Genomic DNA, 16,013 nt, shown 5'->3' with positions numbered 1-16,013 from the left:
GTAAGGGAGGCATTTTATATGCATTTACATTTTACTCCGCGCCAAATTGTGGAAAAATTAGATCAATACATCATCGGTCAAAAAGACGCAAAGAAAGCGGTTGCTGTAGCGTTGAGAAATCGATACCGTCGCAGTAAATTAGCTGAAAATTTACGTGATGAAATAGCACCTAAAAACATTTTGATGATTGGACCGACAGGTGTTGGGAAAACAGAGGTAGCACGACGAATGGCGAAACTCGTTGGAGCACCTTTTATTAAGGTTGAGGCTACAAAATTTACAGAAGTTGGATATGTGGGTAGAGATGTAGAGTCGATGGTACGTGACCTTGTGGAAACATCGGTTCGTATTGTAAAAGAAGAAATGGTAGTGAAAGTTCAAGATAAAGCAGAAGAGCAAGCGAATCAACGTCTTGTTGAAATTTTAGTGCCGAGTCCGGAGAAGCAATCTGGATTTAAAAATCCATTAGAGATGCTTTTTGGGGGCGCTCAAAATTCGAGTCAAACGTCTGATACACAAGAAGATGGTGAAATTGAAAAGAAACGTCAAGATGTGGAGAGAAAGCTTGCTGCAGGGCTTCTTGAAGACGAAATTGTATCGATTGAAGTGACTGAGCAACAGTCGTCAATGTTTGATATGTTACAAGGAACTGGCATGGAGCAAATGGGAATGAATTTCCAAGATGCGTTAGGGAGTTTTATGCCGAAAAAAACAAAAAAACGTAAACTTTCTGTAAAAGAAGCAAGAAAACTCTTGACAAATGAAGAGGCACAGCGCTTAATTGATATGGATGAAGTTACACAAGAGGCTGTTTATCGTGCTGAACAGCTCGGGATTATTTTTATCGATGAAATTGACAAAATTGCTGGTAAGCAGTCGAATAGCGTAGATGTATCACGTGAAGGTGTGCAACGTGACATTTTGCCAATTGTAGAAGGGTCGAATGTTGCGACAAAATACGGATCAGTAAAAACGGATTATATTTTATTCGTTGCAGCTGGAGCGTTCCATATGTCTAAACCGTCGGATTTAATTCCGGAATTGCAAGGGAGATTTCCGATTCGAGTAGAATTAACGAAATTATCGACAGACGATTTTGTTAAAATATTAATCGAGCCTGACAATGCGTTAATTAAACAATATATGGCATTATTAGCGACTGAAGGTATAGAAATTGAATTTTCAGACGAAGCTATTCGTAAGATTGCTGAGATTGCTTATCAAGTTAATCAGGATACAGATAATATTGGAGCAAGAAGACTTCATACGATTATGGAGAAGCTCCTTGAAGATTTATCGTTTGAAGCATCTGAAATTACGTTAGAGAAAATAACGATAACCCCTCAATACGTTGAGGAGAAATTAGCAACAATTGCTAAAAATAAAGATGTGAGCCAGTTTATTTTGTAATAGTGTCATCAGGTGACTCGCCCTAGTTTCCAAGTGATGAAAAAATATGTGAGTAACATGTAGGAGGAACTTTTGAAATGGAATTATTAGCAAAAACGAGAAAATTAAATGCGTTATTACAGAGCGCAGCAGGGAAGCCTGTAAACTTTAGAGAAATGTCTGACACAATGTGTGAAGTAATCGAAGCAAACGTATTCGTAGTTAGCCGTCGTGGTAAATTACTAGGTTATGCAATTCACCAACAAATCGAAAACGAACGCATGAAGCAAATGCTTGCAGAACGTCAATTCCCAGAAGAATATACACAAAGCTTATTCAACATTACAGAAACATCTTCAAACTTGGATGTGAACAGTGCTTACACAGCATTCCCAGTAGAAAACAGAGAATTATTTGGTCAAGGTTTAACTACAATCGTACCAATCGTTGGTGGTGGTGAGCGTCTAGGTACATTAGTATTAGCTCGTCTAGGTCAAGAGTTCTTAGATGACGATTTAATCCTTGCTGAGTACAGCTCAACTGTTGTAGGTATGGAAATCTTACGTGAAAAAGCAGAAGAAATCGAAGAGGAAGCACGTAGTAAAGCTGTTGTTCAAATGGCGATCAGCTCATTATCTTACAGTGAGTTAGAAGCAATTGAGCACATCTTCGAAGAATTAAATGGAACAGAAGGTTTACTTGTTGCAAGTAAAATTGCTGATCGCGTAGGAATTACTCGCTCTGTAATCGTAAATGCACTACGTAAATTAGAAAGTGCTGGTGTTATTGAGTCTCGCTCTTTAGGTATGAAAGGAACATACATTAAAGTGCTAAACGACAAGTTTCTACAGGAACTTGCTAAATTAAAAACAAACTAATTTATAAAAAACTCTCCTCGATTGAGGAGAGTTTTTTTGCGCAATGGATTGATGGTGCTTGTGAAAAGTGGCATAAGCGTGTTTTCTGGGAAAACTATTAATTGTATTTTGCTTTTTTGCTTAAAAGAAATGAAGGTTGGTAATACTAGAATTCGAGTATGAACAAAGAAAGTTTTACATTGTTCGCATTTTCGACTTGATTGTAATATTTCAGTATGATATAGTAAGCAGTGGTGTCAGTACAAAGTACACACGTTTACTGATTTAAGTGTTGGTGCTACGTTTGTAGTTTCGCTTAGAGATGAAGTAAACGGAGGATATCAAAAACCATTTAGGAGGAACTATATTATGTCAGTAATTTCTATGAAGCAATTGCTTGAAGCTGGTGTTCATTTCGGACATCAAACTCGTCGTTGGAACCCAAAAATGAAGCGTTACATTTTCACAGAGCGTAACGGTATCTACATCATCGACTTACAAAAAACTGTGAAAAAAGTTGAGGAAGCTTACAGAACGATGCGTGACATCGCTGCTGAAGGTGGAGACATTTTATTCGTAGGTACTAAAAAACAAGCACAAGAAGCTATTAAAGAAGAAGCAACTCGTGCGGGTATGTACTTCGTTAACCAACGTTGGTTAGGTGGAACTTTAACAAACTTCCAAACAATCCAAAAGCGTATCAAGCGTCTTAAAGACATCGAAAGAATGCAAGAAGATGGTACTTTCGAAGTACTACCTAAGAAAGAAGTTGTTCAACTTAAAAAAGAGTTAGAGCGTCTTGAGAAATTCTTAGGCGGTATTAAAGATATGAAAGGTCTTCCAAGTGCATTATTCGTAGTAGACCCTCGTAAAGAGCGTATTGCAGTTGCTGAAGCACGCAAATTACACATTCCAATCATCGGTATCGTTGATACAAACTGTGATCCAGACGAAATCGATCACGTTATCCCAGCAAACGATGATGCAATTCGTGCTGTAAAACTTCTTACATCTAAAATGGCAGACGCGATCCTTGAAGCAAAACAAGGTGAAGAAACTGTTACTGCGTAACAAAGTTGGAAAGGTGATAAGGGGTTCGGCCTTTTATCACCTTTTTTAAGGTATAAACACCTTTATAAAAAGTATAAATACATATTTTAGGAGGATGAAAAGTATGGCAATCACTGCTCAAATGGTAAAAGAATTACGTGAAAAAACTGGCGCAGGTATGATGGACTGCAAAAAAGCTTTAACAGAAACTAACGGCGACATGGAGAAGGCAATTGACTTCTTACGTGAAAAAGGTATTGCGAAAGCTGCTAAAAAAGCAGACCGCATTGCTGCTGAAGGTTTAACTTTCATCGAAACAAACGGTAACGACGCTTTAATCTTAGAATTAAACTCTGAAACTGATTTCGTTGCGAAAAACGAAGGTTTCCAAGCATTAATTAAAGAACTAGCTGCTCACTTATTAGCTAACAAACCTGCTAACGTTGAAGAAGCTATGACTCAAACAATTGAAGGCGGCAAAACAGTAGAAGAGCACATCAACGAAGCAATCGCTAAAATTGGTGAAAAACTTACACTTCGTCGTTTCGAAATCGTATCAAAAACTGATGCAGATGCATTCGGCGCTTACCTACACATGGGTGGACGTATTGGTGTATTAACAGTTCTTGAAGGTTCTACTGATGAAGCAGCTGCTAAAGATGTAGCAATGCACATTGCAGCAGTTAACCCTAAATACATCGACCGCGATGCTGTAACAGCTGAAGAAGTTGAGCATGAGCGTCAAGTATTAACACAACAAGCATTAAACGAAGGCAAGCCTGAAAAAATCGTTGCAAAAATGGTTGAAGGCCGTCTAGGCAAATTCTTCGAAGAGATTTGCTTACTTGACCAAGCATTCGTTAAAAACCCTGATATGAAAGTTCGTCAGTTCGTTGAGTCTAAAGGCGGAACATTAAAAGGATTCGTTCGCTACGCTGTTGGCGAAGGTATCGAAAAACGTGAAGACAACTTTGCTGAAGAAGTAATGAACCAAGTAAAAGGTAGTAACTAATACAGATTAGGGAACACATTGTGTTCCCTTTTTTAAAATAAAGATGTAAGCAATTGGAGGTTCATTATGAGTAAACCGAAATATAATCGTGTCGTTTTAAAGTTAAGTGGAGAAGCTTTAGCTGGAGAGCAAGGATTTGGAATTAATCCAACTGTTATTAAGTCAGTTGCAGAACAAGTAAAAGAAATTGCAGAACTTGATGTAGAGGTTGCTGTTGTTGTTGGTGGCGGTAACATTTGGCGTGGGAAAATTGGAAGTGAAATGGGCATGGATCGTGCAGGAGCAGATTACATGGGCATGTTAGCTACAGTTATGAATTCATTAGCTCTTCAAGATAGCTTGGAGAATATTGGAATCCAAACTCGTGTACAAACTTCAATTGAGATGCGTCAAGTGGCAGAGCCTTACATTCGCCGTAAAGCAGTTCGTCACTTAGAGAAAAAACGTGTTGTTATCTTTGCAGCAGGTACAGGTAATCCATACTTCTCTACAGATACAACAGCAGCATTACGTGCAGCGGAAATCGAAGCAGACGTTATTTTAATGGCGAAAAATAATGTGGATGGCGTATATAGCGCAGATCCATCTATTGACCCAACGGCTACGAAATACGAAACGCTTACTTACTTAGATGTATTAAAAGAAGGTTTAGGTGTAATGGATTCTACAGCTTCTTCTCTATGTATGGATAATGATATTCCATTAATTGTATTCTCAGTTATGGAAAAAGGTAATATTAAACGTGCCGTTTTAGGCGAAAATATTGGAACAGTTGTAAGGGGGAAATAAATATGGGACAACAAGTATTGAAGTCTTCAAATGAAAAAATGGAAAAAGCAGTTGCTGCTTATTCTCGTGAATTAGCAACAGTTCGCGCTGGTCGTGCAAGCTCGTCTGTATTAGATAAGGTACAAGTTGATTACTATGGTGCACCAACACCAGTTGTGCAATTAGCGAACATTACAGTTCCAGAAGCACGTTTACTTGTAATTCAACCTTATGATAAAACTTCTATCGGTGATATCGAAAAAGCAATTTTAAAAGCAGATTTAGGCTTAAACCCTTCTAATGATGGAACTGTAATTCGTATTGCATTCCCTGCATTAACAGAAGAGCGTCGTCGTGATCTTGTTAAAGTTGTGAAAAAATATGCTGAAGAAGCAAAAGTTGCTGTTCGTAACGTACGTCGTGACGGAAATGATGATCTTAAGAAGCTTGAAAAAGCTGGCGAGATTACAGAAGATGATTTAAGAGGATATACTGAAGATATCCAAAAAGAAACAGATAAATATATTGCAAAAGTTGACGAAATCGCAAAAAACAAAGAAAAAGAAATCATGGAAGTGTAATAGCGATAACTTCGCAAATATGACCCTCTTCTTAAGGGGGTCTTTTTACACTTTTAGGCATACGTCTGCTTGTTGGAGGGTATGAATGATGTTTAAAAACTTTCCTTTTTTTAAAGGTAAAAAGGACACATCGTTTGATCATCTCGTTGAAGAAGTGAAAAAAGGATATATCCCAGAACATATTGCCATCATTATGGATGGGAATGGAAGATGGGCAAAGAGGAGAGCAATGCCTCGTATTGCGGGACATCATGAAGGTATGCAAGTTGTAAAGAAAATTACAAAATTTGCAAGTAAACTTAATGTGAAAGTGTTAACTCTCTATGCTTTTTCAACTGAGAACTGGAAAAGACCGAAAAAGGAAGTTGATTATTTAATGAAGCTTCCAGAAGAATTTCTAGGTACATTTTTACCAGAATTGATTGAAGAAAACGTACAAGTCCGAGTAATAGGGCAAAAAGATCGTCTTCCTACGCATACACGCAGAGCGATGGAGAAAGCCATGGAAGATACGAAAGAGAATACGGGATTAATTCTTAATTTCGCGTTAAACTATGGAAGTCGAGATGAAATCGTTTCTGCTGTGCAACATATGATGAAAGATAACGAGGAAGGAAAAATTCGTTCTGAAGAGGTAAGTGAAGAAATGCTTTCTTCCTACTTAATGACGAGTTCTTTACCTGATCCAGAGTTGTTAATCCGAACAAGCGGAGAGCTACGTATTAGTAATTTCATGTTATGGCAAATTGCGTATTCGGAGTTTTGGTTTACAGACGTGTATTGGCCAGACTTCAAAGAAGAACATTTGCTAAATGCAATTACTGACTTTCAACATAGAGGGCGCAGATTCGGAGGCGTGTAGAAAGAGAGGGTTTGGTAGTGAAACAGAGAATTATTACTGGAGTGGTTGCTGCCGCGCTATTCATTCCCATCGTAATATACGGTGGCGTGCCTTTTACGGTTTTAGTGTATGCACTTGCTTCTATAGGTTTATATGAATTAATTCGTATGAATAAGCTTACGCTTATTTCAGTACCGACAGTTTTAGCTGCAGTATTATTGTGGATTCTTTTAATTCCAAGTAGTGCATCAGAACTGTTTACATGGATTGGATTAGGTAAATTGGAAATCACATTTGTGATTGTTTTATTACTTTTATCATATACAGTCCTTTCTAAGAATACATTTACTTTTGATAATGCTTCATTTTTACTGATGGCAACGACATATGTGGCAATGGGATTCTTATATTTAAATGAAACGAGAATATTAGGAATTAAATATGTGTTTTGCGCATTATTTATTATATGGGCTACTGATTCAGGCGCATATTTCGTAGGAAAAGCATTAGGCAAGAGAAAATTGTGGCCAGAAATTAGTCCAAATAAAACGATTGAAGGTTCATTAGGCGGCATCGTTTGCGGAATTATCGTGGCACTTGTTTACAACGCGTTCTTCCCAGTTGAATCGAATGTAGTAATTTTAATTGTGCTGACAATTATCATTTCTATTTTTGGACAAATTGGTGATTTAGTACAATCTGCTTTTAAACGTCATTATGGCGTAAAGGATTCAGGTACAATTTTACCTGGACATGGTGGTATATTAGATCGAACAGATAGTTGGTTATTCGTTTTACCAATTCTCTACTTCTTATTACAATACAATTAATAAATGAACGAGGGGTTGGAGTCATGAAAAACATTAGTTTATTAGGTGCGAGCGGATCAATTGGTACACAAACTTTAGATGTATTACGCTCGCACCCAGACCAATTCCGTCTCGTTGCTTTTTCTGTAGGGAAAAATATTGACTACGCAGTAAAGGTAATTCAAGAATTTTCTCCGCAAATCGTCTCTGTGCAAAGAGAGGAAGATGTTTTAAAATTACAAGCTGTTTCTGGTAATACAAAAATTGTATATGGTAGTGAAGGGCTTTTAGAAGTAGCATTACATCCAGATGCGGAGATTGTAGTAAATGCTGTTGTAGGTAGCGTAGGGTTGTTACCAACACTTCGTGCAATTGAGGCGAAAAAAACAATTGGAATTGCAAATAAAGAAACGTTAGTAACTGCAGGACATCTTGTAATGGAAGCAGCACGAAAACATAATGTTTCGTTACTTCCAGTAGATAGTGAACATTCAGCTATTTTTCAATGCTTGAATGGTGAAAATGAGAAAAGAATTTCTCGTCTTATTATAACGGCTTCTGGTGGAAGTTTCCGTGATAAAACGAGGGATGAATTGCATCATGTGACCGTAGAAGATGCGCTTCGACATCCAAACTGGTCAATGGGTTCGAAAATTACAATTGATTCTGCTACAATGATGAATAAGGGACTAGAAGTAATTGAAGCACATTGGCTTTTTGGTATCCCTTACGAGCAAATCGATGTTGTTTTACATAAAGAAAGTATTATCCATTCTATGGTTGAATTTGAAGATCGTAGTGTAATGGCGCAGCTTGGTTCACCTGATATGCGAGTACCAATTCAATACGCACTTACATATCCTGATAGATTGCCTCTTTCAGACACAAAACAGTTAAACTTATGGGAAATAGGGACGTTGCATTTTGAGAAAATGGACCAAGAAAGATTCCGTTGTCTACGTTTTGCGTATGAAGCTGGAAAAGCAGGTGGAAGTATGCCAGCTGTAATGAACGCAGCGAATGAAGTAGCTGTTGAAGCCTTTTTACAAAAGAGAATTGGTTTCTTAACAGTAGAAGACCTCATTGAAAAAGCAATGAACCATCACAATGTCATTGCACGTCCGAGCTTAGAGGAAATTCTGGAAATTGATGCAGCCACAAGACGGTTTGTGATGGAACAAATTTAGCAAAGGTGGTTATGGAATTGAATACAGCGATTGCCTTTATATTAATTTTCGGTGCACTCGTATTTTTCCATGAGCTAGGACATCTATATTTCGCAAAAAGAGCAGGTATTTTATGCCGCGAGTTTGCGATTGGTTTTGGTCCGAAAATATTCTCATTTGAAAAGAATGAAACGGTGTATACGATTCGATTACTGCCCCTTGGTGGCTATGTAAGAATGGCTGGCGAGGATGCGGACACAGTTGAGTTAAAGCCTGGGAAAAAGGTTGGCCTTGTATTAAATGAAAAAGACGAAGTTGTGAAATTAGTTTTTGATGGATATGAAAAGTATCCAAATGTTCGTGTCATTGAAGTCGAACAAGCTGATTTGGAGCACAATCTAACAATTTCGGGCTATGAGGAGTACGAGGAAGAGCTTCAAACGTTCCGAGTGAATGAAAAAGCTCGTATTATTACTGCGGGGGAAGAAATTCAAATTGCTCCGTATAATAGACAATTTGGTTCAAAAAAATTAGGGCAACGCGCTTTAACAATCTTTGCGGGTCCTGCAATGAACTTCATTTTAGCATTTGTTATTTTTGTGATTCTTGGATTTGTACAAGGGGTTCCTATTGACAAACCAATGGTCGGAAAAGTGATGGATAATAGTGCAGCACAGCAAGCTGGATTGAAAGAGAATGATACAATTCAAGCGATTGATGGAAAAAACACAAGTACATGGAAAGATGTTGTTGACATTGTACGTGAAAATCCGGATAAAGAAATTACGTTACAAGTAAAGCGTGATAATGAACAGTTTAATGTGAAAGTAACGCCAACACTCGATAAAGAAGGAAAAGACGAAGTTGGTAGAATTGGTGTTTATTCCCCTGTAGAGAAAACAGTAATGGGTTCTATTAAATCAGGATTTGAACAAACATACCAATGGACGAAACTAATTTTTGAATCTCTTGTGAAATTAGTAACTGGTCAATTTTCTATTAATGAGTTGTCAGGTCCAGTAGGAATTTATAATCTAACAGATCAAGTTGTAGATTATGGATTTACGCGTGTACTAAGTTTAGCGGCAGTTTTAAGTATTAATCTTGGTTTATTCAATTTATTACCAGTTCCTGCTTTAGACGGTGGCCGTTTATTCTTCTTCTTAATTGAGGCGTTACGAGGAAAACCAATTGACCGTCAAAAAGAAGGAATGGTTCACTTTATTGGTTTTGCATTATTAATGTTATTAATGTTAGTTGTAACATGGAATGACATTCGTAAGTTTTTCTTGTAAAATAGAATGAAACTTATAATGAAATAGAGCCCGTAGAATAAAATCCCTCACCTAATTCGAGGTGAGGGGTTTTACTGCGTGTAAGAGTAAAATGAAGAGGTGCAAATAAATGAAACAAAGTATGGTATTCAGTCCTACATTACGTGAAGTTCCAGCTGATGCTGAAATTAAGAGTCATCAATTATTACTTCGCGCAGGTTTTATGCGTCAAAATGCTTCTGGTATTTATAGTTTTCTACCATTTGGGTTAAAAGTATTACACAAAGTAGAACGTATCGTTCGAGAAGAAATGGAGCGCGCAGGAGCTGTGGAATTATTGATGCCAGCTATGCAAGCTGCAGAATTATGGCAAGAATCAGGTCGTTGGTATTCTTACGGATCTGAATTAATGCGTATGAAAGATCGTAACGCTCGTGAGTTTGCTTTAGGAGCGACGCATGAAGAAGTAATTACTGATCTTGTACGTGATGAAATAAAATCATATAAAAAATTACCGTTAACATTATATCAAATTCAAACGAAATTCCGCGATGAACAAAGACCTCGTTTCGGTTTATTACGTGGAAGAGAGTTTCTAATGAAAGATGCATACTCTTTCCATGCTACACAAGAGAGCTTAGATGAAGTATACGATCGCTTATACAAAGCATATTCTAACATTTTTGCTCGTTGTGGTTTGAACTTCCGTGCAGTTATTGCTGATTCTGGAGCAATGGGCGGAAAAGATACACATGAATTCATGGTATTATCTGATGTTGGTGAAGATACAATTGCATACTCTGATACATCTGATTATGCAGCGAACATTGAAATGGCTCCTGTTGTAGCTACGTATACGAAGAGTGACGAAGCGGAAATGGCACTTGAAAAGGTTGCAACGCCAGATCAAAAAGCGATTGAAGAAGTATCTGCATTCTTAAACATTGAAGCTGACAAGTGTATTAAGTCTATGGTATTTAAAGTAGATGAGAAATTAGTAGTTGTACTTGTTCGTGGTGATCACGAAGTAAACGATGTAAAAGTGAAAAATGTATACGGCGCTTCAGTTGTTGAGCTTGCTTCTCATGAGGAAGTAAAAGAATTATTAAATTGTGAAGTTGGTTCATTAGGACCGATTGGTGTAAGAGGTGATATCGAAATTATCGCTGACCATGCTGTAGCATCAATTGTCAACGGATGTTCAGGAGCGAACGAAGAAGGATTCCATTATGTAAATGTAAATCCAGAACGTGACTTTAAAGTAAGTCAGTATACAGATTTACGCTTTATTCAAGAAGGAGACCAATCTCCAGACGGAAACGGAACAATTCTTTTTGCACGTGGAATTGAAGTTGGTCATGTATTCAAATTAGGAACTCGTTATAGTGAAGCAATGAACGCAACATTCCTAGATGAAAATGGGAAAACACAACCACTTATTATGGGTTGTTACGGTATCGGTGTATCTCGTACAGTGGCAGCAATTGCAGAGCAGTTTAATGATGAGAACGGCTTAGTTTGGCCGAAAGCTGTAGCACCGTTCCATGTGCATGTAATTCCAGTAAATATGAAATCTGATGCACAACGTGAAATGGGTGAAAACATCTACAACTCATTACAAGAAAAAGGCTATGAAGTGTTATTAGACGATCGTGCAGAACGTGCAGGTGTTAAATTTGCAGATGCAGATTTATTCGGCCTTCCAGTTCGCGTTACAGTTGGTAAAAAAGCAGACGAAGGTATTGTAGAAGTGAAAGTACGTGCTACAGGTGAGTCTGAAGAAGTAAAAGTAGAAGAACTTCAAACATATATTGCAAATATTTTAAAATAAGAAGAGGTACCTCGTAATGGGGTACCTTCTCTTTCTTTGTAAACGTATTTTGTAAAAGAAGAAGTGAGAAATCTTTCTTTGTAGTACGTTTCAATTTATAATAGCAAATGGAAGGAGAGTGCTTATGTCTTTAACAAATGAACAACAAGAGCGATTTCAAATTTTGCTCCAGCAGTTGCAAATACCAGACGACCTTATAAATCAATATTTACAAGGCGGTGGTATTGAAAGGCTCGTTATTGATAAAGCGAATAAAAGTTGGCATTTTGATTTACAAGTGCCACGTATTTTGCCTACAGAATTATATGAATTGCTAGAAACAAAGCTTAAGCAATCATTTTCTCATATTGCAAGAACAACATTTGCATTAGAAACAGAGAATAAACAATTTACAGAAGAAGAAGTGAGGGCGTATTGGCCGCTTTGTACGGAACGAATTACATTTTCACCTATGTTTGCTTACTTAAAGAAACAGCTTCCGCAGGTGAATGGAGTGAAGTTGCTAATAAATGTGAATAATGAGCTGGAGTCTACTGCTTTAAAGAAAAACGTTGCGAAACCAGTAGGGGATCAATACGAAGCTTTTGGATTTCCACGTTTCCAGTTAGACACACATATACAGCAAAATGCAGAAGAAATGCAAAAGTTTCGTGAGCAAACGCAGCAAGAAGACCGCGAGCGTGTTATACAAGCTATGGAAGAAATGGCGAAGAAGCAAGCTGAAGAAAGTAGCGTTGTGTATGAAGGACCGATTACACTCGGGTATCTTATTAAGCCAGATGAAGAGATTACACCGATGCGAGAAATTCAAGATGAAGAAAGAAGAAAAACGGTTCAAGGATATGTCTTCCATGTAGAGACAAAAGAGCTTCGTAGTGGACGTACGTTATTAACTTTAAAAATAACGGATTATACGGATTCTATTATGATCAAAATGTTCTCGCGTGACAAAGAAGATATTCCAATGCTGCAATCCTTGAAAAAAGGAATGTGGGTGAAAGCCCGTGGTTCAGTTCAAAACGATACATTTGTTCGAGATTTAGTAATGATTGCGAATGATATTAATGAAATAACAGGTCCGTCTCGTAAAGATAAAGCGCCAGAAGGCGAAAAGCGTGTAGAACTTCATCTTCACACTCCCATGAGCCAAATGGATGCTGTTACTCCTGTTTCTAGGCTTGTTGCCCAAGCTGGTAAATGGGGACATGAAGCTATTGCGGTTACAGACCATGCTGTGGCTCAGTCGTTCCCGGAGGCATATTCTGCGGGGAAAAAGGCTGGAGTTAAAGTTATATACGGTGTAGAAGCGAATTTAGTTAATGATGGTGTACCGATAGCGTATAACGAAGCGCATCGTTTACTTGCGGAGGAAACGTATGTTGTTTTCGACGTTGAGACGACAGGTTTATCAGCTGTATACGATACAGTCATTGAGTTGGCTGCCGTAAAAGTAAAGGGTGGCGAAATCATTGATCGTTTTGAATCTTTTGCAAACCCACATCAACCATTATCAGCGACGATTATTGAATTAACAGGTATTACAGATGATATGTTAACTGATGCACCAGAAGTGGACGAAGTGTTTAAAAAGTTTGAGGAATGGATGGGTGACCATACACTTGTTGCCCATAACGCAAGCTTCGATATGGGATTTATTAACGTAGGTTTTAAAAAGGCTGGGTTAGAAAAAACGAATAACCCTGTTATTGATACGTTAGAACTTGCACGATTCTTATTCCCAGAAATGAAAAATCACCGATTAAATACGATGTGTAAAAAACTTGATATTGAATTAACGCAACATCACCGTGCGATTTATGATACAGAAGCGACGGGATATTTACTTGTGAAAATGTTGAAAGACGTAATTGAAAAGGGATTTGAATATCACGATCAATTAAATGATAGCATGGGGCAAGGGGATGCGTATAAGCGTGGCCGTCCAAGCCATCTGACGTTACTTGCCACATCAGATGTTGGATTGAAAAATTTATATAAACTTGTTTCATATTCTCACCTTAATTACTTTTACCGTGTACCACGAGTACCGAGGTCACTATTAAAAAAATATCGTGAAGGAATTTTAGTAGGAACGGCTTGTGATAAAGGTGAAGTGTTTGAGGCAATGATGCAAAAAGCTCCTGAAGAGGTAGAAGAAATTGCACAGTTTTATGATTACATTGAAGTAATGCCTCCAGAGGTGTTGCGTCATTTAGTAGAGCGTGAACTCGTTCGAGATGAGGGACAATTAAAAACAATTATCTCTAACTTAGTAAAACTAGGCGAGACGTTAGATAAACCAGTTGTTGCTACAGGGAACGTGCATTACTTAGATCCAGAAGATGCAATGTATCGTAAAATTTTAGTCAGTTCGCAGGGCGGAGCCAATCCGTTAAATCGACATTCATTACCGCCAGTACATTTCCGTACAACTGATGAAATGCTAGAGTGTTTTTCATTTTTAGGTGAAGACAAAGCGAAAGAAGTTGTTGTGACGAATACACAAAAGGTTGCGTCATTAATTGGTGATGTTCGTCCAGTAAAAGATGATCTATATACACCGAAAATTGAGGGTGCCGATGATGAAACACGTGATATGAGTTATAAAATGGCACGCAGTATATATGGTGAAGAACTACCAGAAATTGTAGAGGCTCGTTTAGAAAAAGAATTGAAAAGTATTATTGGACATGGATTTGCCGTTATCTATTTAATCTCACATAAGCTTGTGAAAAAATCGTTAGTCGACGGATATCTAGTAGGTTCGCGTGGTTCGGTAGGTTCGTCGTTCGTTGCAACGATGATGGAAATTACAGAAGTAAACCCATTACCACCACACTATGTCTGTCCAAAGTGCAAGCAATCTGAATTCTTTAATGATGGTTCCGTAGGCTCTGGTTTCGACTTACCAGATAAAGATTGTCCGACATGTAATGTGGCATATGTGAAAGATGGACATGATATTCCATTCGAAACGTTCCTTGGATTTAAAGGAGATAAGGTACCCGATATCGATTTGAACTTCTCCGGGGAATACCAACCACGTGCCCATAACTATACGAAAGTACTGTTCGGTAAAGACTATGTATACCGTGCTGGAACGATTGGTACAGTTGCGGAAAAAACCGCTTATGGATATGTAAAAGGTTATGCAAATGATCACAATTTAACAATTCGAAATGCAGAGATTGATCGCTTAGTAGCGGGATGTACAGGGGTAAAACGTACAACTGGACAGCATCCAGGTGGTATTATCGTTGTGCCAGATTACATGGATATCTTTGATTTCTCACCAATACAGTTTCCTGCTGATTCAATTGGTGCTGAGTGGAGAACAACGCATTTTGACTTCCACTCGATTCATGATAATTTATTGAAACTTGATATACTGGGACACGATGATCCGACCGTTATTCGTATGTTACAAGATCTAAGTGGTATTGATCCGAAAACAATCCCAACGGATGATCCAGAAGTAATGAAAATTTTCTCTGGTCCAGAAACGTTAGGGGTAACGGAAGAACAAATTAACTGTAAAACAGGTACACTTGGTATCCCGGAATTCGGTACGAAGTTCGTAAGACAGATGTTAGAAGAGACAAAACCAACGACATTCTCAGAATTGGTCCAAATTTCTGGGCTGTCACATGGTACTGACGTATGGCTTGGTAATGCAAATGAGTTAATTTATAACGGTACATGTACGCTGAGTGAAGTTATCGGTTGTCGTGATGACATCATGGTATATTTAATCTATCAAGGTTTAGATCCATCATTAGCCTTCAAAATCATGGAGTCGGTTCGTAAAGGTAAAGGTGTACCAGAAGAATGGGAAGATGACATGAAAGGTAATAATGTGCCAGGTTGGTATATTGATTCATGTAAGAAGATTAAATACATGTTCCCTAAAGCCCATGCGGCTGCTTACGTACTTATGGCTGTGCGTATCGCATACTTTAAAGTACATTTTGCACTTTTATTCTATGCGGCATATTTTACAGTCCGTGCAGATGATTTTGATGTAGAGGCGATGGCGAAAGGTTCAGCATCCATACGTGTAAAAATTGATGAAATTGCTCAAAAAGGATTGGATGCAGCGCCGAAAGAGAAGAGTTTATTAACAGTACTAGAAATGACACTGGAAATGTGTGAGCGTGGATATTCATTCCAAAAGGTCGATTTATACCGCTCGCATGCAACTGAGTTTATTATTGATGGGGATACTTTAATTCCTCCATTTAATGCAGTGCCTGGTCTTGGTACGAACGCAGCCTTAAGTATTGTGGAAGCGCGCAAAAATGGAGACTTCTTATCAAAAGAAGACTTACAGCAGCGAAGTAAGGTTTCGAAAACAATTATTGAGTATTTAGATAGCCAAGGTTGTTTAGGAGATTTGCCAGATCAAAACCAATTATCACTGTTCTAATAGGTAGGA

Annotated in this window: 12 protein-coding genes; all 12 read left to right on the top strand. The window is 38.0% G+C overall.

Annotated features, from left to right (window positions below; genetic code table 11):
• Window positions 1-18 precede the first annotated feature (18 nt).
• The 12 genes from hslU to DN403_RS03030 all read left to right on the top strand — a co-directional run bounded on the left by hslU (window position 19) and on the right by DN403_RS03030 (window position 16,004).
• The gene (gene hslU / locus DN403_RS03085; RefSeq protein ID WP_000550084.1) at window positions 19-1,410 is read left to right on the top strand and encodes an ATP-dependent protease ATPase subunit HslU; all 1,392 of its coding nucleotides are present in this window, start codon (window positions 19-21) and stop codon (window positions 1,408-1,410) included.
• Between the two features lie 77 nt (window positions 1,411-1,487).
• Complete coding sequence (codY, locus tag DN403_RS03080) at window positions 1,488-2,267, top strand: GTP-sensing pleiotropic transcriptional regulator CodY (RefSeq protein WP_000421290.1); 780 nt, start codon at window positions 1,488-1,490, stop codon at window positions 2,265-2,267.
• A gap of 348 nt (window positions 2,268-2,615) precedes the next feature.
• Window positions 2,616-3,317: a 30S ribosomal protein S2 gene (rpsB, locus tag DN403_RS03075; protein ID WP_000111485.1), complete on the top strand. Its 702-nt coding sequence runs from the start codon at window positions 2,616-2,618 to the stop codon at window positions 3,315-3,317.
• Window positions 3,318-3,420: 103 nt separating this feature from the next.
• Complete coding sequence (tsf, locus tag DN403_RS03070) at window positions 3,421-4,308, top strand: translation elongation factor Ts (RefSeq protein WP_001018576.1); 888 nt, start codon at window positions 3,421-3,423, stop codon at window positions 4,306-4,308.
• A gap of 66 nt (window positions 4,309-4,374) precedes the next feature.
• The gene (pyrH, locus tag DN403_RS03065) at window positions 4,375-5,097 is read left to right on the top strand and encodes a UMP kinase (protein WP_000042669.1); all 723 of its coding nucleotides are present in this window, start codon (window positions 4,375-4,377) and stop codon (window positions 5,095-5,097) included.
• Window positions 5,098-5,099: 2 nt separating this feature from the next.
• Window positions 5,100-5,657 (top strand): ribosome recycling factor, encoded by a 558-nt coding sequence (frr, locus tag DN403_RS03060; protein ID WP_000531505.1) that lies wholly within the window; start codon window positions 5,100-5,102, stop codon window positions 5,655-5,657.
• 85 nt (window positions 5,658-5,742) lie between these two features.
• Entirely contained in the window at window positions 5,743-6,519 is a 777-nt protein-coding gene (uppS, locus tag DN403_RS03055; protein ID WP_000971296.1) for an isoprenyl transferase, read from the top strand.
• Window positions 6,520-6,536: 17 nt separating this feature from the next.
• On the top strand, window positions 6,537-7,328 hold the full coding sequence (gene cdsA / locus DN403_RS03050; RefSeq protein WP_000813589.1) for a phosphatidate cytidylyltransferase: 792 nt from the start codon (window positions 6,537-6,539) through the stop codon (window positions 7,326-7,328).
• A gap of 23 nt (window positions 7,329-7,351) precedes the next feature.
• A complete protein-coding gene (gene dxr / locus DN403_RS03045; RefSeq protein ID WP_000790358.1) occupies window positions 7,352-8,494 on the top strand; it encodes a 1-deoxy-D-xylulose-5-phosphate reductoisomerase in 1,143 nt (380 codons plus the stop codon).
• Window positions 8,495-8,511: 17 nt separating this feature from the next.
• Window positions 8,512-9,768: an RIP metalloprotease RseP gene (gene rseP / locus DN403_RS03040; RefSeq protein WP_001090241.1), complete on the top strand. Its 1,257-nt coding sequence runs from the start codon at window positions 8,512-8,514 to the stop codon at window positions 9,766-9,768.
• A gap of 109 nt (window positions 9,769-9,877) precedes the next feature.
• A complete protein-coding gene (locus tag DN403_RS03035) occupies window positions 9,878-11,578 on the top strand; it encodes a proline--tRNA ligase (RefSeq protein WP_149185299.1) in 1,701 nt (566 codons plus the stop codon).
• A gap of 124 nt (window positions 11,579-11,702) precedes the next feature.
• Complete coding sequence (locus DN403_RS03030) at window positions 11,703-16,004, top strand: PolC-type DNA polymerase III (protein ID WP_149185298.1); 4,302 nt, start codon at window positions 11,703-11,705, stop codon at window positions 16,002-16,004.
• The last annotated feature ends 9 nt before the right edge of the window (window positions 16,005-16,013 follow it).

The sequence above is a fragment of the Bacillus sp. AY2-1 genome (genome assembly GCF_008368965.1).
Taxonomy (GTDB): Bacteria; Bacillota; Bacilli; order Bacillales; family Bacillaceae_G; genus Bacillus_A; species Bacillus_A thuringiensis_S.
Note: the sequence above shows the minus strand (reverse complement) of the source record. Positions and strands in the feature narration are given on the sequence as shown.